General features: G+C 32.9%; 19 protein-coding genes. All 19 read left to right on the top strand.

The window, feature by feature from the left end; translation table 11 throughout:
* Positions 1-98 precede the first annotated feature (98 nt).
* The 19 genes from rny (at position 99) to FC55_RS01565 (ending at position 21,705) form a co-directional block, all read left to right on the top strand.
* Positions 99-1,664, top strand: a complete 1,566-nt coding sequence (rny, locus tag FC55_RS01655) for a ribonuclease Y (protein ID WP_003700566.1) — start codon at positions 99-101, stop codon at positions 1,662-1,664.
* Positions 1,665-1,830: 166 nt separating this feature from the next.
* A complete protein-coding gene (gene mutS, locus FC55_RS01650; RefSeq protein ID WP_003700564.1) occupies positions 1,831-4,461 on the top strand; it encodes a DNA mismatch repair protein MutS in 2,631 nt (876 codons plus the stop codon).
* 9 nt (positions 4,462-4,470) lie between these two features.
* On the top strand, positions 4,471-6,450 hold the full coding sequence (mutL, locus tag FC55_RS01645) for a DNA mismatch repair endonuclease MutL (RefSeq protein ID WP_003700561.1): 1,980 nt from the start codon (positions 4,471-4,473) through the stop codon (positions 6,448-6,450).
* A gap of 16 nt (positions 6,451-6,466) precedes the next feature.
* Positions 6,467-7,072: a Holliday junction branch migration protein RuvA gene (gene ruvA / locus FC55_RS01640; RefSeq protein WP_003700560.1), complete on the top strand. Its 606-nt coding sequence runs from the start codon at positions 6,467-6,469 to the stop codon at positions 7,070-7,072.
* Between the two features lie 38 nt (positions 7,073-7,110).
* On the top strand, positions 7,111-8,121 hold the full coding sequence (gene ruvB, locus FC55_RS01635; protein ID WP_003700559.1) for a Holliday junction branch migration DNA helicase RuvB: 1,011 nt from the start codon (positions 7,111-7,113) through the stop codon (positions 8,119-8,121).
* A 5-nt stretch (positions 8,122-8,126) separates the two neighbouring features.
* Positions 8,127-9,170: a tRNA preQ1(34) S-adenosylmethionine ribosyltransferase-isomerase QueA gene (queA, locus tag FC55_RS01630; protein ID WP_003700557.1), complete on the top strand. Its 1,044-nt coding sequence runs from the start codon at positions 8,127-8,129 to the stop codon at positions 9,168-9,170.
* A 15-nt stretch (positions 9,171-9,185) separates the two neighbouring features.
* Positions 9,186-10,331, top strand: coding sequence for a tRNA guanosine(34) transglycosylase Tgt (tgt, locus tag FC55_RS01625; RefSeq protein WP_003700556.1), 1,146 nt, complete (start codon positions 9,186-9,188; stop codon positions 10,329-10,331).
* A 66-nt stretch (positions 10,332-10,397) separates the two neighbouring features.
* The gene (gene yajC / locus FC55_RS01620) at positions 10,398-10,778 is read left to right on the top strand and encodes a preprotein translocase subunit YajC (protein WP_003700554.1); all 381 of its coding nucleotides are present in this window, start codon (positions 10,398-10,400) and stop codon (positions 10,776-10,778) included.
* A 152-nt stretch (positions 10,779-10,930) separates the two neighbouring features.
* Positions 10,931-11,227 carry a hypothetical protein gene (locus FC55_RS01615; protein WP_003700552.1) on the top strand — a complete coding sequence of 99 codons (297 nt, stop codon included), beginning with the start codon at positions 10,931-10,933 and terminating at the stop codon, positions 11,225-11,227.
* 102 nt (positions 11,228-11,329) lie between these two features.
* Positions 11,330-11,782 carry a universal stress protein gene (locus FC55_RS01610; RefSeq protein ID WP_003700550.1) on the top strand — a complete coding sequence of 151 codons (453 nt, stop codon included), beginning with the start codon at positions 11,330-11,332 and terminating at the stop codon, positions 11,780-11,782.
* 168 nt (positions 11,783-11,950) lie between these two features.
* Positions 11,951-12,391 (top strand): hypothetical protein, encoded by a 441-nt coding sequence (locus FC55_RS01605; protein WP_003700549.1) that lies wholly within the window; start codon positions 11,951-11,953, stop codon positions 12,389-12,391.
* Between the two features lie 186 nt (positions 12,392-12,577).
* Positions 12,578-14,014 (top strand): APC family permease, encoded by a 1,437-nt coding sequence (locus tag FC55_RS01600; protein WP_003700547.1) that lies wholly within the window; start codon positions 12,578-12,580, stop codon positions 14,012-14,014.
* Between the two features lie 322 nt (positions 14,015-14,336).
* Positions 14,337-15,143: a (Fe-S)-binding protein gene (locus FC55_RS01595; RefSeq protein WP_003700546.1), complete on the top strand. Its 807-nt coding sequence runs from the start codon at positions 14,337-14,339 to the stop codon at positions 15,141-15,143.
* A complete protein-coding gene (locus tag FC55_RS01590; protein WP_003700544.1) occupies positions 15,144-16,661 on the top strand; it encodes a LutB/LldF family L-lactate oxidation iron-sulfur protein in 1,518 nt (505 codons plus the stop codon). It abuts the gene before it with no gap.
* Positions 16,654-17,385: a LutC/YkgG family protein gene (locus tag FC55_RS01585; protein WP_003700543.1), complete on the top strand. Its 732-nt coding sequence runs from the start codon at positions 16,654-16,656 to the stop codon at positions 17,383-17,385. The genes FC55_RS01590 and FC55_RS01585 overlap by 8 nt, the downstream gene beginning before the upstream one ends.
* Before the next feature lie 184 nt (positions 17,386-17,569).
* Positions 17,570-18,763: an acetate/propionate family kinase gene (locus FC55_RS01580; protein ID WP_003700541.1), complete on the top strand. Its 1,194-nt coding sequence runs from the start codon at positions 17,570-17,572 to the stop codon at positions 18,761-18,763.
* A 280-nt stretch (positions 18,764-19,043) separates the two neighbouring features.
* Positions 19,044-19,247, top strand: coding sequence for a hypothetical protein (locus FC55_RS01575; protein WP_003700540.1), 204 nt, complete (start codon positions 19,044-19,046; stop codon positions 19,245-19,247).
* A gap of 138 nt (positions 19,248-19,385) precedes the next feature.
* Positions 19,386-20,360 carry a DHH family phosphoesterase gene (locus FC55_RS01570; RefSeq protein WP_003700539.1) on the top strand — a complete coding sequence of 325 codons (975 nt, stop codon included), beginning with the start codon at positions 19,386-19,388 and terminating at the stop codon, positions 20,358-20,360.
* Between the two features lie 22 nt (positions 20,361-20,382).
* Positions 20,383-21,705, top strand: a complete 1,323-nt coding sequence (locus FC55_RS01565; RefSeq protein ID WP_003700537.1) for a DEAD/DEAH box helicase — start codon at positions 20,383-20,385, stop codon at positions 21,703-21,705.
* Positions 21,706-21,740: the final 35 nt, after the last annotated feature.

Genomic DNA, 21,740 nt, shown 5'->3' with positions numbered 1-21,740 from the left:
AGCATGTAACAAACATTAAAATATTATTGTGTGTATTAATCAATGACATCAATTAGTATAGACATTTTAAATATAAATAATGGTGTGGAGGTGCAAGTGTGATTATAGCAATTACAATCCTCGCCATCGCCATTGCGACTTTAGTTATCGGTTTTGCGTTGGGGGTAGCTTATCGTAAGCGTAGTTATGAACAAGCTTTAGATGTAGCAACCCAAACAGCAACTGGTATCATTGAAACAGCAAAAAAAGAAGCTGCTGCAAGTAAGAAGGAAGCGATTATTGAAGCTAAAGAAGAAAATCATCGTTATCGTTCTGAAATAGAAAGTGAACTAAAGGAACGCAGATCTGAAATTCAACGTCAGGAAAATCGCTTGTTACAAAGAGAAGAAATTCTCGATAGAAAAGATACTGCTTTAGATAAACGTGAGGACGTTTTAGAGAAAAAAGAAGCACAATTAGATTCTGATCAAAAAGTTGTAACTAAGCAAAAAGAACAAGCATCTTTGTTAGTAAAAGAGCAACAAGATAAACTTGAAGAAATTGCAGCATTGACAAGACCCGAAGCTAAGGAATTAATCTTGAATGAAACTAAGGAAGAATTAATTCATGAGCGTGCGGTAATGATTAAGGAAAGTGAAGAAGAAACTAAAGCTACAGTTGACCGAAAAGCTAAGAGTTTAATCGCTCAAGCCATTCAACGTAGTGCTGCAGATATGGTATCTGAAACAACTGTATCTGTAGTAAATCTTCCAAATGATGAAATGAAGGGTAGAATAATTGGACGTGAAGGTCGAAATATTCGTACTTTAGAAACATTGACTGGAATTGACTTAATAATCGATGATACGCCAGAAGCAGTCGTTTTAAGTGGTTTCGATCCAGTTAGAAGAGAAATTGCTAAAATGGCCTTAGAAAGATTAATTCAGGATGGTCGAATTCATCCAGCAAGAATTGAAGAAATGGTTGATAAGGCTACTAAGGATATGGATGCAAAAATTCGTGAAATAGGTGAAGAAGTTATTTTTGACCTAGGAATTCATTCAATGCACCCAGACTTGATTAAGACTATTGGTAGATTAAATTATCGTACAAGTTATGGTCAAAATGTTTTGAATCATTCAATTGAAGTTGCAAAAATTTCAGGAATACTAGCTGCTGAGTTAGGCGAAGATGTCATATTGGCGAAACGTGCAGGATTATTACACGATATTGGTAAAGCTGTTGATCATGAGATTGAGGGTTCACATGTCGAACTTGGTGTAGAACTCACTAAGAAATATAATGAAAGTGAGACAGTTGTCAATACAATTGCTTCGCATCATGGAGACACAGAGCCTAAATCCGTAATAGCTGTTTTAGTTGCTGCGGCTGATGCAATTTCAGCTGCTAGACCAGGTGCTCGTAGTGAATCATTAGAAAATTATATCCATCGTCTTGAAAAATTGGAAAATATTTCAAACGAATTTAAGGGTGTTCAAAAGAGTTACGCTATTCAAGCTGGTCGAGAAGTTAGAGTTATTGTTCAACCAAATGAGGTTAGCGATTTAGAAGCAACTGTTCTGGCTAGAGATATTCGAATGAAGATTGAAGATGAGTTAGAATATCCAGGTCATATTAAAGTGACAGTTATTAGAGAAACAAGAGCTGTTGAATATGCTAAGTAATTAATGAAGCTGAGGAGAATTTTATCTTCTCGGCTTTTTAAGTATCGTGAAGTAAGTTTTCGTTAATTAATTGAAAGCAATTAATAAAAAAACATGTTAAAATTATACTTGCACGTAAATTTTGGACGTATAAATAAATATATTTTTAGAAAGGACTTTAGAAAGAATGCCTCAGAAAACAAAGCAAACACCAATGATGGAACAATATATGCAGATAAAAAAGCAATATCCGGATGCCTTTTTGTTCTATCGTTTGGGTGACTTTTATGAAATGTTTTATGATGATGCAATTAAAGGATCTCAAATTTTAGAATTGACATTGACACAACGTAATAAAAAAGCAGTTGATCCAATTCCAATGTGTGGTGTACCTCATCATGCTGCACAAAATTATATAGATATTTTAGTAGATAAAGGTTATAAAGTTGCCATTTGTGAACAAGTTGAAGATCCTAAGCAAGCTAAAGGGATGGTAAAGCGTGAGGTCATTCAGCTGGTAACACCGGGGACAATAATTGATGAGTCCGCAGGTGAAGCTAAGGAAAATAATTATTTAACAGCTTTACATTTTGAAAATAATCAATATGGTTTTGCATATGTTGATTTATCAACTGGTGAACTTAAAGTATCTGTGTTAAATACAATTGACACAATATTAAATGAGTTAATCAGTCTTAGAACGAAAGAAATTGTGGTTGACTCAAGTGTAAACGATGAAGTTTTAAATCAAATTAAGAATCTTAAGATTTTAATTTCTGAACAAAATGATACAGAAGATAGTTCAGAAGTAAGTTTTGCTAGTCAAGATGTTGAGAATAGTGTCGAAGTTGAAGTAATTAAACATTTAATTACCTATCTGAAAATTACTCAAAAACGTGCTTTATCACATTTACAGCGAGCAGTACATTATGAGCCATCACAATATTTAAAGATGGATTATCATGCAAAAAGAAATTTAGAATTATTAAGAAATCTTCGTACTCAGAAAAAATCAGGAACGTTATTGTGGTTGCTGGATTCAACTAAAACTGCAATGGGCGGTCGTCTATTAAAGCAATGGATTGACAGACCTTTGATTAATTTAAAAGAAATAGAAGCTAGACAATCAATGGTTGAGAATTTATTAACCCACTATTTTGAAAGAAGTGGACTTCAGGAAGAATTAGTTAATGTCTATGACTTAGAAAGATTAGCGGGAAAAGTTGCATTTGGTAGTGTTAACGGTCGGGATTTAATCCAACTTAGAACATCATTGGAACATATTCCACAAATTAGATATATTATTCAAGAATTAAATAATGATAGTACATTTGATGAAATTTTTGACAAATTGGATCCAATTGAAGATATTGCAGATTTGATTGAACAAGCAATTGAAGACGAACCACCAATTTCTGTGACTGATGGTAATTTGATAAAGCCTGGATATAGCCAAGAGTTAGATGAATACGTAGATGCTATGAAAAATGGCAAAGCATGGTTAGCAGAACTAGAAGCTAAAGAACGTCAAGCAACTGGAATAAATAATTTAAAGATAGGATTCAACAGAGTTTTTGGATACTACATTGAAGTTTCTAAGGGAAATTTGAGTAAATTGCCTGAAGATAGATATCAACGTAAGCAAACATTAACTAATGCTGAAAGATTTATCACTCCTGAATTGAAAGAAAAAGAATCACTAATTTTAGGAGCAGAAAGTAAAGCTAAAGAGCTAGAATACAAGATTTTTACTGGTATTCGTGATCAAATAAAAGATGAGATTCAGCGTATCCAGGAATTAGCAGGTGCTGTAGCTGCATTAGATGTTTTGCAAAGTTTTGCTACTGTAAGTGAGCAGGGACATTTTGTAAAACCAGAATTAACTACTGACAATCATAGTTTAGATATTAAGGATGGTTGGCATCCAGTGGTTGAGAAAGTTATGGGTAAGCAGAGTTATATTCCAAATGACATTAAAATGGATGATGATCTAGATGTACTTTTGATAACAGGGCCTAATATGTCTGGTAAAAGTACGTATATGCGACAATTAGCTTTAACTGTAGTTATCGCACAGATTGGATGTTTTGTACCTGCTAAATCTGCTAAGATGCCAATATTTGACCAAATTTTTACACGTATTGGAGCGGCAGATGATTTAATTTCTGGTGAATCAACATTTATGGTAGAAATGAAAGAAACAAATGTTGCTTTAATGAATGCAACTAGAAATAGTTTGCTATTGTTTGATGAAATTGGTCGAGGAACTGCTACTTATGATGGCATGGCTTTAGCTCAAGCAATAATTGAGTATGTACACAATAATATCCATGCTAAAACCTTATTCTCTACTCACTACCATGAATTAACAATCCTGGATGAAAGTTTGGATAAATTACAAAATGTCCATGTAGGTGCAATAGAAAAAAATGGTGAGTTGATTTTCTTGCATAAAATGCAGGAAGGTCCAGCTGATAAATCATATGGGATTCATGTTGCTAAGCTAGCTGGTATGCCAGATAAACTTTTAAAGCGTGCTGACAGCATTTTAAATAAGTTAGAGAGTGAGAATGATTTTACTGTAGAATCAACAGAAAGTTACACTGAAGAAAAGCATATTGAAGAAAAAAATGAAAATGAAACTTCGGAGATTCAAGAAGAACAGTTGTCGTTGTTCCAACCCGAAGCAGTAAGTTTAGATTCTAATCAAAGTAAAATACTTAAAGAGATTAAGAATGCTAATTTAATGGGAATGACACCAATGGATGTAATGAATATTGTTTTCAAATGGCAAAAAGAACTCAATAAGAAAGGTTAGTGATAGGTTATGGCTAAAATTCACGAACTTTCAGAAATTTTGGCTAATCAAATTGCAGCCGGAGAAGTAGTTGAAAGGCCGGCATCTGTTGTAAAAGAGCTAGTTGAAAATTCTATTGATGCTGGGGCAAAGCAGATTGATATAATTATTGAAGATGCCGGATTAAAATCAATTCAGATTATTGATGATGGAAATGGAATTGAGGCTGAAGATGTTGAAACAGCCTTTAAACGTCATGCAACAAGTAAGATTATCGATAGAAAAGACTTGTTTAAAGTTCATACATTAGGTTTTAGAGGAGAAGCTTTACCAAGCATTGCCTCTGTTTCAGATGTAGTGATGGAAACAGCTGTATCTGGTCAAGCAGGAACTAAAATTCATATCAAGGGTGGAGAAGTACTTGAAAAAACACTAAGCGCAAGTCGTGAAGGTACTACTATTACGGTTTCAGATTTATTTTATAATACACCTGCAAGATTAAAGTATTTAAAATCTGTTCAAACAGAATTGTCGTATATTAGTGATATTGTAAATAGATTAGCTTTGAGTCATACTGACGTAGCACTTTCGTTAACAAATAATGGACGTCAATTATTGCAATCTGCAGGGAATGGAAACTTGCAGCAAACAATAGGTGCAATTTATGGAGTTCAAAATGCTCGTCAAATGGTAAAGTTTGAGGATGCTAATCTAGATTTTAAAATAAGTGGATATACTTCTTTACCTAAATTAACAAGAGCGTCAAGAAATTATATCAGTTTGTTGGTAAATGGACGTTATGTTAAGAACTTTCAACTTACTAAAGCAGTAATTGAAGGGTATGGTTCAAAATTAATGACGGGTCGTTATCCGATAACGGTCTTGTCAATAGGATTAGATCCTACTCTAGTAGATGTTAATGTTCATCCTACAAAGCAAGAAATAAAAATTAGTAAGGAAGATGAATTAGTTACATTTATTAAGAAGACTATTTTTGAAAGAATTGGTCAAGAAAATCTAATTCCTGATGGGTTGCAAAATATTAAAAGTAAAACTAAGGAAAAATTAGACTTTGAGCAATTAAAAGTAGGACTAAATGAAGCCTCTAAACAATATCAAACTAAACAGCATCGAACAGGAATAACACCAGAAGTGACAGCAGCATTAGTTGGAGAAAAACTGACTAAAGATGAGAGTCAAACTCAAACTAATGAAAAAATAAAGGAAGAAACTAAAGTAGAGCTTAGTCCGATAATTATTAAAGATAAACAAGATTTAAAATCTGATAGAGTAAAAGAGTGGGATGAAAAATATCAATCTCGGAATAAAGAAACGGAAGTTACATCTATAGCAGAAGAAAGTGGATCAGTGGATGACGAAAGAAAAGATGCACCGAGATTTCCAATTTTACGCTACATTGGCCAGATGCATGGAACTTTCTTATTTGCTGAAGGCGAAGAGGGATTATATATTGTAGATCAACATGCTGCACAAGAGCGTGTAAAATATGAGTATTATCGTGAAGAGATAGGAAAAGTATCTCCAACTCAACAAAATTTGTTAGTACCAATTGTTTTAACGTACCCAACAACCGATTCATTGATTATTAATGAAAATGTGGATAAATTGAAAGAATTAGGTATATATTTAGAAGATTTTGGACAAAATACTTATATTATTAGACAACATCCTACTTGGTTTAAAGAAGGGCAAGAAGAGTCAATTATTCGTGAAATGATAGACTATTTCTTAAAAGATAGGAAATTAAGTATCGCTAAATTTAGAGAAAAAACCGCAATTATGATGAGTTGTAAAAGATCGATTAAAGCAAACCATCATCTAGATGATAAGCAAGCTAAATCGATTTTAGAACAGTTAAAGACTTGTGAAAATCCTTTTAACTGTCCACATGGTCGTCCAGTATTGGTGAAACTTTCCAATAAAGATCTGGAGCACATGTTTAAACGAATTCAAGACCCTCATCATACCGGAATTTTAGAAGAAGATTAGTAGTGAGGAATTACAGATGTATGAATATTTAAGAGGTGTAATAACCGAAGTAACACCGTACTATATTGTAGTTGATGTAAATGGAGTAGGATATCAAGTTTATGTTGCTAATCCTTTCAAATATGAAGAAGATGAGCATGCAGAACAAAAAGTTTTTGTTTATCAAGCAGTTAGAGATAATGATATAAGCTTATATGGGTTTAAAAATAGTTCAGAGAAACAATTATTTTTAAAACTTTTAGATGTATCTGGAATCGGACCTAAGAGTGCATTGGCAATTCTGGCTAATGATGATAATCGTGGTTTGATTAATGCAATTAACAGCGATGATGATGGATATTTGACGAAGTTTCCAGGTATCGGTAAAAAGACTGCTAAACAAATTATTTTGGATTTGAAAGGTAAGTTATCAGATGTTGATAGCGATATGTTAACCGGACAAGATAACTTAGATTTAGATTTAAATGCTTCTTCACCATATTTGAAAGAAAGTTTGGAAGCATTACGTGCTTTGGGATATACTAAAACAGAAGTTAAAAGAATTAGTAAGAAACTTGAAAAATATGACGGTAAGTCAACAGATGATTATCTACGACAAGGTTTACGTTTATTAATGAGTTAATAATTCTAATAATTTAGAGGAAAGGAGGAGTTTTTTCAATGTATGATGAAGAGAGAATAGTTTCTGGTGATAGTTTTGAAGGTGAAGATTTAAATGAACAATCCTTACGTCCTCAGACTTTCGATCAATATATTGGTCAAAAATTATTGAAAGATGAAATTAGTGTTTATATCCAAGCTGCAAAGCAAAGAGAAGAATCATTAGATCATGTTTTATTATATGGCCCCCCAGGTTTAGGGAAAACAACTTTAGCGACAGTAATTGCTAATGAAATGGGTGTTAAAATAAAAACTACTACTGGTCCGGCGATTGAAAAACCCGGAGATTTAGTAGCTTTACTGAATGAATTAGAACCAGGCGACGTTTTATTTATTGATGAAATTCATCGTTTGCCAAAAAATGTAGAGGAAATCTTGTATTCAGCGATGGAAGATTATTTTATTGATATTATTGTTGGTCAAGGTCCAACTGCACATCCTGTACATTTTCCTCTACCACCATTTACTTTAGTAGGTGCTACTACTAGGGCGGGGCTTTTATCTGCTCCATTAAGAGCTAGATTTGGAATTGTCGGTCATATGGAGTATTATAATGAAGTTGACTTATCACAAATCATTAAAAGATCTGCCCAAATTTTAAGTACAGGAATTGATGATGAGGGTGCTCATGAAATAGCACGTCGTTCTCGTGGGACTCCACGTGTTGCTAATCGTCTTTTAAAGCGAGTCCGAGATTTTGCTGAAGTTAAGCATAAAGACAAGATTGATACGGAAATTGTACAATTTGCGTTAGATTTGTTGCGGGTCGATAAAGTAGGTTTAGATAGAACTGATAGAAAACTACTAAAAGCAATGATTGAATTGTATGATGGAGGTCCAGTGGGTTTAAATACTATTGCTGCTAATATTGGTGAAGAAAGTGATACTATTGCTGATATGATTGAACCATATTTAATGCAAATAGGATTTATTAAACGAACTCCAAGAGGCAGAATAGTAACATTAGCTGCTTATGAGCATTTGGGAATAAAATATAATAAAGAAGGTTAAGAGAGATGTCAGAGAAACATTTAACAACAGAAGATTTTGATTATGATTTACCAGAAAGTTTGATTGCACAAACACCACTTGAAGAAAGAGATCAATCAAGAATGTTGATTCTAGATAGTAAGACTGGTGAATATCAAGATGATTATTTTTATAATGTAATTGATCAATTAAATCCTGGTGACGCATTGGTTATGAACGATTCTCGTGTTATGCCAGCAAGAATATATGGTGTAAAGCCAGAAACAGGTGGTCATGTGGAGGTTCTATTATTAAATAATACACATGGCGATGAATGGGAAACTTTAGTTAAGCCTGCGCGCCGTGCTAAGGTTGGTACAAAGATTTCCTTTGGTGATGGAGCTTTAAAAGCAACAGTTACTAAAGAATTGGAACATGGTGGTCGTTTAATTGAATTTGAATATGATGGAATCTTTATGGAAATCCTAGATAAATTAGGAGAAATGCCATTACCACCTTATATCAAGGAAAAATTAGAAAATCCAGAAATGTATCAAACAGTTTATTCACGTGAAGTAGGATCTGCAGCTGCTCCAACTGCTGGATTACACTTTACTAAAGAATTGCTACACAAAATTGAAGAAAAAGGTGTAAAACTAGTTTACTTGACTTTACACGTAGGACTAGGAACATTCCGTCCAGTTAGTGAAAAAAATATTGAAGATCACAAGATGCATAGTGAATTCTATCGTTTAACTGAAGAAGCAGCCGCAACTTTAAACGAAGTTAGAAAAAACGGTGGACGTATTGTTGCAACAGGTACGACAAGTATTAGAACTCTTGAAACTATTGGTACCAAATATAATGGTGAAATTAAAGCGGATAGCGGTTGGACAGATATCTTTATCAAACCAGGTTATGAATGGAAAGTAGTACAAGCTTTCATTACCAACTTCCATTTACCTAAGTCCACTTTAGTAATGTTAGTTGCTTCATTTACTGGACGAGAAAACATTTTGAATGCTTATAAGCATGCTGTTGAAGAAAAATATCGTTTCTTTAGTTTTGGCGATGCAATGTTTATTAAATAGTATTAGGGGGATTATATGGCAGCAGAACCAGCAATTAAATATCGTTTGATAAAAAAAGAAAAGCATACAGGGGCTAGATTAGGAGAAATTATAACTCCTCATGGAACTTTTCCAACGCCAATGTTTATGCCTGTAGGAACACAAGCTTCAGTAAAATCAATTGCACCGGAAGAATTAGATGCAATGGGTGCTAACATTATTTTATCTAACACATATCATTTATGGTTGAGACCAGGTGAAGATTTGGTTGAAGAAGCTGGTGGCTTACATAAATTTATGAATTGGAACAAAGGTATTTTAACTGATTCAGGTGGTTTCCAAGTATTTTCTTTAGCTGATTTGAGAAACATTAAAGAAGAAGGGGTATATTTCCGCAATCATTTAAATGGGCAAAAACTCTTCTTATCACCAGAAAAAGCTATTAATATTGAAAATGCTTTAGGAGCGGATATCATCATGAGTTTTGATGAATGTCCACCTTTCTTTGAAAGCTACGATTATATAAAGAAATCTGTTGAGCGTACAAGTCGTTGGGCTGAACGTGGTTTGAAAGCTCATAAGTATCCTGACCGCCAAGGATTGTTTGGAATTGTTCAAGGTGGGGGACATAAAGATTTACGTCAACAAAGTGCAAGAGATTTAGTATCATTAGATTTTCCAGGCTATTCAATTGGTGGATTATCAGTTGGTGAATCAAAAGCAGAAATGAATAATGTTCTAGAATTTACAACACCATTATTGCCAGAAAATAAACCACGTTATTTAATGGGTGTTGGTTCACCTGATGCCTTAATTGACGGGGTAATTCGTGGAGTTGATATGTTTGACTGCGTATTACCAACCAGAATTGCTCGTAACGGTACATGTATGACATCACATGGACGTCTAGTTGTGAAAAATGCTAAGTATGCACGTGACTTTACTCCGATAGATGATAATTGTAACTGCTACACATGTCGTAACTTCACTAGAGCTTATGTCCGTCATTTATTAAAAGCAGATGAAACATTTGGATTACGCTTAACAAGCTACCATAACTTGTATTTCTTAATTAATTTAATGAAGCAAGTTAGAGAAGCTATTATGAATGACAATTTATTAGAATTTAGAGAACATTTCTTTGAAGAATATGGATATAATGAAAGTAAGAGAAATTTCTAAATTTACTAGTAAACTGTTAATATTTTTGATACAGTAGATATAGACAATTTTTAGGAGTGAATATAAATGGGTTCAACTTATACAATTTTTATGTTTGTATTGTTGTTTGTGATGATGTATTTCTTTATGATTCGTCCACAACGTAAGCAACAACAACAACATCAAGAAATGATGAATAATTTAAAGAAGGGCGACGAAGTTGTTACAATTGGTCGCTTACATGGTGTGATTGACTCCATCAATACTGAAGATAAAACAGTTACTTTAGATTGTGACGGTGTTTATTTAGTTTTTGATATCAATGCAATTGGTAGAGTTCTTTCACCTGCTACAACTGTTAAGACAGAAGAAAAAGTCGTTGTTGATGAAAATAAGGAAACAACAACTGAAGAAGATAACAGTACTGAAGAAAAAAGCGAAGATGTAGAAAGTACAGAAGAAAAATAATATAAAGTATTTTAAAACTTAACTTGTTGAAAAATTACTTTTCTAACAAGTTAAGTTTTTTTAGTTAAAGAAAGATTTGATCTTGAAATAAGGTTGTTTTTGAAGTAAAGTTTAAATTGTAAGCGTGTACATAAAAGAGAGGAGGAACTGAAATGAAAGATAAAACTAATTATTGTTATAATCGAGCAAGAACTTATCTATATGAGGCACAAAGAGGAATTGAATTTGTAATGTCGGGGGATGAAAATAGGGGAGAGTTAATTTTAAATACTCTAATTAGGGTTGGAAAAGCGGAAGCTAGGAATGAAGTAGGGATTAAAGAATATAATGAGATGTTAGAAAAAATTAATACATATGCAGTTGAAGATCATGATTTAATAGATAAGTTAGTAAGAATTAGAAATTGTTCGCGAAACTATCTAAATCATGCTAGTTTGAAAGATTTTTGAATTAATTGTGGATAGTGTAATTATGTGACGACAACGCTTGCATTTAATGATATAATGTATATATAGAGAAATCTATATATAGATGCAAGGGAGTGAGCGATTATGAATCAAGTCCAACACTACAAAAGAATTTTGACCCCAGTGGATGGTTCTGAAGCAGCAGAAAAGGCATTACAAACTGCAACTGAAATCGCCAAAAGAAATAACGCACATTTAGATATCTTAAATGTTATTGATTTAAAGCAATTTTCTGTAAGTTTTGGTGGAATGGTCGATGCTAATGGTGATGTTGTTTATCAAACATTTGAGGATGTTGATAAGTACTTGAATGAACTATTAGAAAAGACTAAAGAACAAGGCTTAGAAGATGTTGAGGTTCATGCACGTTTTGGCTCACCAAGAACGGTTATTGCTAGAGAATTCCCAGCTGATCATCAAACAGATTTGATAGTTATGGGACCTACAGGATTGAATCCAGTTGAGCGTGTATTAGTAGGAGCAGTTACAGATTATGTAACACGAGCTGCTCAATGTGACGTTATCATTGCTCGATAATTTTTAAATAATGGTAAAGAATATTAGTTTTTGACGAAAAAACTAATATTTTTTTATGCTTTCCTTGACATTATTTGAAATATTCTATTATATATATTATGTTACCTAAAAGTTGAGAAATAACCTATTGGCTTTTTAATCAAATTTTGAAGGGGAATTGATGAAAGTATGAAAACTTTAAAGTTATATGGGGTAGCGTTATTGCGAGTACTAGCTCCCTTTATCGTCTTGATGGCAATAGCAGTTATAATGAATACTGATTCATGGAAATATTTGATAGAGTATTTTTTGGTAAGTAACTTTTTCTTATTCTTCCCATATATATTTTTAAAATATAGAAATGACAAATTGAAAAAAATGAAATATGTAGATGAGATAGACGATAGCGAAGAAAATGAAGATGAAATTAAATATCGTCGTCGCAGTAATCGTAGAGAAGAAAAAGATTGGTTGGAGACTGCTGAGGATAGAGATAATGCTTTTCGTGAAAGCAGTACTCACTACTTGATAGTATTGGTATATGGATTTGTAAAATATACGATATTATTAGTAGGGGCTCCAATTATATTTTTATATTATATGTTATTTAAAAATGATTTTGAATTTTAAAATTACTTGTAGATTCTAATACTTTATTAATGAAACGCTTTCTTGATAAGATGGCGTTTTTTTAATATGACTAACTACTTAAAATGTATTTATCAAAATAGAATATGAAAAAATTATTATTTAGATTGACCTTTTCTCATACTTTTGTTATAATTCTAACATTATTAGAAGTAGGAGGAAAAAGATATGGCGAATTTTTTTAAAAGATTGTTTGCTAAAGAAGACCCTAGTGTTTATCAAAAGAAAGATGCACATTTAATTCAAGTGTTAACCGTAAAGGATTTCTTAGCATTAGGGGTCGGTACGATTGTTTCGACTTCAATCTTTACTCTACCTGGTGTTGTAGCAGCTAATTATGCAGGCCCTGCTGTTGCTATTTCATTCTTGGTTGCTGCGGTTGTTGCTGGCTTGGTAGCATTCGCTTATGCAGAAATGTCCTCTGCCATGCCTTTTGCTGGTTCAGCATTTTCATGGATAAGTGTCGTTTTTGGTGAATTTTTCGGTTGGATTGCTGGTTGGGCATTATTAGCTGAATATTTTATTGCTGTAGCATTCGTTGGTTCTGGATTTAGTGCTAATATTAGAGGTTTGTTGGCACCAATAGGTTTCAACTTACCAGCTTCTTTATCTAATCCTTTTGGAACCAATGGTGGTATTGTTGACTTAATGTCATTAGTTGTAATTCTTTTAGTTGCATTTCTATTATCTAGAGGTGTATCAGAAGCTGCTAGAGTAGAAAATGCTTTAGTTATTTTGAAAGTATTTGCTATTATTCTATTTATTATAGTTGGTGCTACTGCAGTTAAAGCAAGTAATTATGTTCCATTCATTCCAGAACATCGTTTAAATGCTGATGGTACTCATTTTGGTGGTTGGCAAGGAATATATGCAGGTGTTTCATCTATTTTCCTATCTTATATCGGATTTGATTCAATAGCTGCAAATGCTGCTGAAGCTAAGAATCCATCTAAGACTATGCCGAGAGGAATTTTAGGTTCATTGTTAATTGCGGTTGTTTTATTTGTGGCTGTTGCTTTAGTATTAGTAGGAATGTTTAAATACTCTAGTTATGCTGGAAATGCTGAGCCTGTTGGTTGGGCATTACGTAAAGCTGGTCACGGTGTTATTGCTTCAGTAGTACAAGCAATTGCAGTTTTCGGAATGTTTACAGCTTTGATCGGAATGATGATGGCGGGTTCTCGTTTACTTTATTCATTCGGACGCGATGGCTTGCTTTCTAAATGGTTAGGTGTTTTAAATGAAAACAACTTGCCTAATCATGCACTTTTTGTTCTAACAGTTATTGCTGTAATATTAGGTGCTTTCTTCCCATTCCAAGTGTTATCTCAATTAATTTCTGCCGGAACATTAATTGCGTTCATGTTTGTTTCTCTAGGTATTTATGCATTAAGACCTCGTGAAGGTAAAGATTTACCAGTTCCAGGATTTAAGATGCCGCTATATCCAGTTTTACCAGCGTTAGCATTTATTGGTGCTTTAATTGTGTTCTTAGGATTGGATATCGAAGCTAAAGAGTATTCATTATACTGGTTTATTATTGGTGTAGTAGTATACATAGTTTATGGAATGCATCATTCTAATTTACAAAAGAATCTTAAGTAATATATATTGTTAAAGATTGAACTTTATAAAGCATTAAATTTTAGATATAGATATATAATTTATTAGTTTAAATAAATTTTATCTATATCTATTTTTTTGTGCTTTAATTTAAATATAGTTGATTTGACAGCAATTATAGATGTTATTTGTAAAAAGCAACTATTGAAATTTATTTATTGAGAGTAATTTTTTTGAAAAAAACTATAAATTATGTACTTTTTTTCTAATGACACTTGTGAAATAAAGAGTTATAATGAAAGCGAATTTAAGTTAGAATCGTTCTAAAAGGAGGTGGCTGACTTCAATCTAGAAGTCAGGTGTTATGAAAAAAATAAAAGTTTGTATTTTTTCTACTTGTCTAGTTGATTTGCTTTTTCCTAAAGTAGGGATGGCGATGGTAGAAGTTTTAGAACGTTTGGGTTGTGAAACTGTATTACCTGAAAAACAAATTTGTTGTGGACAACCAACATATAATAGTGGCTATTCTAAAGATAGTATGAAAACGTTTAAAAATGAAATTGATGCATTACTAAGTATTGATGCTGATTACATTGTTGGTCCTTCGGGTTCCTGCGTTTTTATGATCAAAGAATATAAGGATATTTTTAAAGATGATCCTGAGTATGGCCCTAAAGCCGCAGAAATAGATAGCAAAATTTATGAATTTACACAATTTATTTACCGAGTTTTAAAAGTCGTAGATTGTGGTGCGGAATTAGATGCTAAAGTAACTGTCCATCGCTCATGCCATATGACGCGTTTAATAGGCGAAAGAACAGCTCCATTTGTATTATTGGATCATGTAAAAGATATCGAAAGAGTTCCTTTAAAGAATGTACAGTTATGTTGTGGATTTGGTGGTACTTTCTCAGCTAAAAGACCAGAACTTTCAGTAGAAATGGTTGATGAAAAAGTTAAGAATATTGTTGATACAGATGCTGAGATCCTAATTGGAACAGAAGAATCTTGCTTGATGAATATTGTAGGTAGAATGAATCGTTTAGGATATAAGATAAAAGCGATGCATATTGCTGAAGTATTAAACCATAATGTTGATATAAATAGAATTAAATATATTAAGGATACAGATCATGTTGTTGTACCAGCTAATGGAGAAGGGGTGTTTTAAATGGGAATTTCAACTAGCGATAAGCCATATTTAGAAAGAATTGAAGATGCAAAAAGCGATCATTTTATGCAAGCTGCTGTCGCTAAGGCCCAAGACGCTCAATTTATTAAACGAACAAAAGCAAGACGTGAAATGGGAAACTGGAATGAATGGCGTGATTTGGCTGAACAAATTAGACAGCATGTTTTAAAATATCTTCCTGATTATTTAGAAGAATTTTCGCAAAATGTTGAAAAACAAGGTGGACATGTATTTTTTGCTCAAACCGAGGAAGAAGCACGTAATTTTATTAAAGAATTAGTAATTGAGAAAAAAGCAAAAAATGTGGTTAAATCCAAGTCGATGGTTACTACTGAAATTGACTTAGACAAGACTTTATTAGATATAGATGGGGTTAATCTTTTAGAAAGTGACCTAGCAGAATTTATTTTGCAAGAAGATAACTGGGATGAACCTACACATATTGTTTTTCCAACTTTACATAAAAACCGTGATCAAGTTCAAGAAGAGTTTAAGAAATTGGGCTATACTGGAGACAATGACCCTCAACATGAAGCTCGTTTTGTTAGAGGATACTTGCGCGACTACTTTATGAAAGCTGATTTTGGAATAACTGGATGTAATTTTGCCGTAGCTGATAAAGGTATCATTAATTTAGATACAAACGAAGGAAATGCTGATTTAACAATGGCTTTACCTAAAACTCAAGTTGTAGTAATGGGGATGGAAAGAATTGTTCCATCTATGAAAGAAGCTGAAGTTTTAGATAACATGCTTGCTCGTTCAGCTGTAGGACAAAAATTAACAACATATTGTACTTTCTCTGGTAAAAAAGTCGAAGGTGAAGTTGATGGACCTGAAGATTTTTGGGTAGTTGTTTTAGATAATGGACGTTCAGATGCATTAGGGACTGAATTTGAACCAATTTTGCAATGTATTCGTTGTGGTGCTTGCATGAATGTTTGTCCAGTATATCGTCATATTGGCGGTAAAGGATATGGATCTATCTATCCTGGACCATTAGGTAAAGTTTTATCGCCTATTTTAGGTGGTTATGAAGAATTTGAAGATTTGCCATATGCTTGTTCGTTGTGTGCTGCATGTACAGAAACTTGTCCAGTTAAAATTCCGCTACATAATTTGATTAGGAAACATCGAATTGTAGAGATGGACAAAAAGCATATGGATCATAGTATGACTAACTTAATTATGAAAGTAATTGGTATGGGAACAGGTTCTCCATTCTTATTCCAATCAGCATTAAAAATGGAGTATGCTGGCTTAGGCATGTTTGGAAAAGCAAAAAATGATCAAGATGTTGATGGAACAATTTATGAAAATGGCAAGATTAAGAAGTTACCAAAAATTGCACCTAAATTGGTTAAAGGATGGTCTGATATCCGTGATATTCCAGTTCCCCCTAAGAGTAAAGATAACTTCAGAAATTGGTATAAGAATCATCAACCAGTTGAGTCAGTAGTAAGTATTAGACAAAAGGGGGAAAAGGGTGATGAGTAAACTATTAGATAAAGCAAATAGCAAAGAAAATAGAGAAGCCTTTTTAAATAGAATTTCTAAAAAAGCTGGACGTCCTCGCCATCAAGTAAAAGAATTTAAGCCTTTAAATGATTTACCTGATAAAGTATTAATAAACAAGAGTAATGATGAGTTACTAGAAATAGCTAAAGAAAACTCAGAATCTGTTAATGCTAAAGTAATTATTAAGAAGAAAGATGAATTAGCTAAATTTTTAAAAGAATATATTGAAAAGATTGAAGCTAAGAAATTAATGTTACCTAGTTTTGGCGATGAAAAATGGGAGAATTTCCATTTAAAAGAATGGTTAAATAATTCTGGAGCTGAAAAGGTTGATTATTGGACAAATGATTTGAGTAGGATGGAAAACGAAAATTTGGCAAATGATGCTGATATTGCAATAGGGTTTGCTGATTATTTAATCGCTAATACAGGAACTATTACTGTTACTGTTAGTCCAGAACAAGGAAGAGGGTTTAACTTCTTACCAACGCACTATTTGGCATTAGTTCCTAAAAGTGGTTTAGTTCCATCTACTAGAGTAGCTGTAGAAAACTATGAAAAACGACTAGGTAGTAAAGAATTAGAAACCTCAGCGATTAACTTTATTTCAGGACCTTCTAATTCTGGTGATATTGAAATGGAATTAGTTGTAGGGGTTCATGGACCGTTAGATTGTACTTACTTAGTAGTAGAGGATATGTAAGATCGTTAGAAGCAGAAGATTTACGAAGTCTTCTGCTTTTTTTATTTGATAAAGCATTGTACAAAATATAGACTTTTAATTAAATTTTATTGATTTGCATAAAAAATTTAAAATGAAATAAATATGTTTATCTGTTATAGTATATAATGTAAACGGTTAAATAATAAGGTAAGGTCGTGTTGGTATGGAAAAAATTCTTTCAATAAATTCTGGAAGCTCAAGTTTAAAATTTAAATTATTTGCAATGCCTGATGAGAAAGTCCTAGCTAAAGGGCTTTTTGACCGTATTGGAATTGATAATTCTCGTGTTACTATTAAATATGATGGTAAAAAATATGATGAGCAAAGAGAATTGAAAGATCATAATCAAGCTGTACATGTTTTGTTGAGCTTATTCAAAGAATTAAAATTAATTAATGATTTTAATGAAATTACAGGGGTTGGACATCGTGTAGTTGCTGGTGGTGAATACTTTGATAAATCTGTAATTGTTGATGAAGATGTTATGAATAAAATTGATGAATTGGCTGAATATGCGCCTTTGCATAATCCTGCAGAATTAGTTGGTATTAGAGTATTTAAGGAATTATTGCCAAATGCAGTGTCTGTAGCAGTATTTGATACTGCATATCATCAAACAATGCCTAAAGCAAATTACATGTATTCTATCCCATATGAATGGTATGAAAAATATCATGTAAGAAAGTATGGGGCACATGGTACAAGTCATCGTTATGTAGCTCATGAAGCTGCTAAATTGTTAAACAAACCATTTGAAGATTTAAAAATTATAACTTGCCATTTGGGAGCAGGTGCATCAATTTGTGCAACAATGAATGGAAAGTCTTTTGATACTTCAATGGGATTCACCCCATTAGCAGGAATTACAATGGCTACACGTGCAGGTGATATTGATGCATCATTAGTTTCTTTCATGATGGAAAAACTACAAATTAATAGTTCTGAAATGATAGATATTTTAAATCATAAAGCTGGTTTAATTGGTATTTCAGGAGTTTCATCAGATATGCGTGATGTTTTAGCAGCAGCAGATGATAATGAGAGAGCTCAGCTAGCAGTTGATATTTTTGTAAAAAATGTTGTTAAATATATCGGTTCATATATAGCTGAAATGGGTGGCGTTGATACGATTGTATTTACTGCTGGTATCGGTGAAAACTCAACACCAATTAGAAAGTTAGTCATGGAACGTTTAGCATATTTAGGAATCACAATTGATGAAGAAGAAAATAGTAAGCATGGTTCAGCAGGAGTGATTTCAGGCGATGATTCCACTATTAAAGTACTAAGAATTCCAACCAATGAAGAATTAATGATTGCAAGAGATGTTCAAAAATTAGAAAAAGAAGTAAAATAAATATAGAGAAAGAACTAAAGATGATATGAGAATATCTTTAGTTCTTTTGTTTTAATTTAATGTATTCGATTTCAAAAAATTGTTATAATAATATTATAGGGAAGATAGCTAATATAATCGAGGTGATTAATAAAATATCTGGTGCAAGTTATATATTGAACATATTAAAATAGACAATGTATTTAAAATTTTGTAACCAAAAAGTAAAATAAAAAGGTTCACTTTTTGATTGAAACATGATATTTTATTTAGGTCAATTAGATTTTAGGAGGACTTTATCATGGGCAATAAACTCGACATACAACATGAGTATGAAGAAGCTGAGAAAAAGGCAAGCGAGTTAAAAGATGTTTGTGAAAAGATAAATAATTCGGCACGAGGCCGACACTTACTCGAGGAATATGAGAAAAAACATAAAGAAGCAGAAGCAGAAAAAGAACAATTAGGCATAATTTTAGATGCAATTCAAGCTGCTGAGGATTAATATCGAAAGTTAGTATCCTTGTATTTGACAGTACTGATGCTGTTGATGCAAGGATTTTTAAATTGAATAATTTTGTAATTATAGTAAATAATCGGTATACTTAGTAAGGTAGAATAGTGAAATACGAGGAGTCTTAAAATGACAGTAGAAAAAGAAATAATCCAAAAAATAGAAGAGTATGATACGATTATTATTCATCGCCACCAACATCCAGATCCAGATGCTTATGGATCACAAGGTGGATTGGCAACAGCTATTATGCAAAGCTTTCCCGCAAAGAAGGTATATCAAGTAGGGAAAAACATTCCTGGATTAAATTGGATTACAGTTGAAAATGAAGATTTACCAGATGCAACTTACAAGAATGCTTTAGTAATTGTTACTGATACAGCTAATACACCAAGAGTGGATGATGATAGATATAATAAAGGTGATTTTTTGATTAAGATTGACCATCATCCTAATGATGACCAATATGGTGACTTAAGCTTAGTTAATACTAATGCTTCAAGTTGCTCAGAAATTATCCATGATTTAATTCTAGCTTCAGAAGGAAAATTAGAATTGACTGCTGAGGTTGCTGAAAAACTATATGCTGGTATTTCCAGTGATACTGGAAGGTTTATGTATGACGCAACAACTGCACATACAATGGAAGTAGTAGCTTCTCTAATGAGAACTGGTATTGATACTAGCAAGATAAATCGTCGTTTAGATAGTATAACTTTACCCGTAGCTCGTTTATCTGCGTATGTATATGAAAATATGAAAATTACTAAGAATAATGCAGCTTACATCATATTAAATCATGATAAGATTGAAGAATTTGATTTGGGCGATGCAGGAACATCTGCGGTAGTACCACTTCTAGGTAAAATTAATACTACAATTTGTTGGACAGTATTTGTACAACAAAAAGATGGTACATATCGTTTACGAATACGCTCAAAGGGCCCTGTGATCAACGAATTAGCTAAAGAATATCAAGGTGGCGGTCATCCATTAGCAAGTGGTGCAAGAATAGATGATGCTAACGAAATTCCAGCTTATATTGAAAAATTAGACGGATTAGCAAAGAAATTTGCTGAAGAACATGACATGACAGACTGGTAATCAATCGAGGTGAAGAAATTTAATGGCAAATTTTAGAGAATTTAATTTTAAAGAGTATATTTATCAAGCATTAGACGAAATTAATTTTAAAGAACCTACTGAAGTTCAAGCTCGTTTAATTCCGACTATTTTAAAGGGCAAGAGCGTGGTAGGACAATCGCAAACTGGTAGTGGGAAAACTCATACGTTCTTATTACCTATCTTTCAAAATCTTAATGCACAAAAAGATGAAGTTCAGGCAGTGATTACAACACCAAGTAGGGAATTAGCATACCAAATTTATGAAGCAGCAAAGCAGCTAGCAAAGTTTTCTCCTGAAAATATTTGGATTCAAAACTATGTTGGTGGAACAGATAAGCAAAGACAAATTGAGAAGCTGAAATCCCATCAACCACAATTAGTAATTGGGACACCAGGACGTATATTGGACTTGGTAAGAGAAAATGCACTTGATATCCATAATGCTCACTATTTAGTAGTCGATGAAGCAGATATGACATTGGATTTAGGATTTTTAAAAGAAACAGATGCAATAGCATCGACGTTACCTAAAGACTTACAAATGCTAGTCTTTTCAGCTACTATTCCAGAAAAATTACGTCCGTTTTTAAGAAAATATATGTACAATCCAGTTATTGAAGTTGTTGCTAACAAACATGTAATTAGTCCAACAATTGATAATTGGTTAGTTTCAACTAAAGGTAGAGACAGAAATAAGCTTATTTATGACTTGCTAACAATGGGTGAACCTTATTTAGCATTAGTATTTGCAAATACTAAAGAACGAGCTGATGAGTTAACAAATTATCTTCGTTCTCAAGGGTTGAAAGTAGCTAAAGTTCATGGTGGTATTCAACCTCGTCAACGTAAGCGAATTATGCGTGAAATTCAAAATCTTGATTATCAATTTGTGGTAGCCACAGATTTAGCGGCTCGTGGAATTGATATTGAAGGTGTTTCACATGTTATCAATGACGACATCCCTGAAGATTTAGAATTCTTTGTGCATCGTGTAGGTAGAACTGGACGTAATGGAATGAAAGGTACAGCAATTACACTTTATGAACCAAGTGAAGAAAAATTAATTGATGAACTTGAAAGTATGGGAGTTCATTTTGTACCGAAAGCAGTTAAAAATGGTGAAATAGTTGATTCATATGATCGTAATCGTCGTGAAAAGCGCCAAACACGTAAAGAATCAATGGATCCTAAATTACGTGGATTTGTGAAGAAAGAAAAGAAAAAACGTAAACCTGGTTATAAAAAGAAAATTAAGCGAGCAATAAAACGTGATGAACAACAAAAGCGTCGAATTGCACGTCGTCAAGCAAGAAAAATGAAGTAAAAAGTATATGTGTATATAGTATGAAAAAATACTTT

Source organism: Ligilactobacillus salivarius DSM 20555 = ATCC 11741, assembly GCF_001435955.1.
Taxonomy (GTDB): domain Bacteria; phylum Bacillota; class Bacilli; order Lactobacillales; family Lactobacillaceae; genus Ligilactobacillus; species Ligilactobacillus salivarius.
The sequence above is the reverse complement of the archived record's forward strand: the minus strand, read 5'-3'. Positions and strand labels throughout refer to the sequence as shown.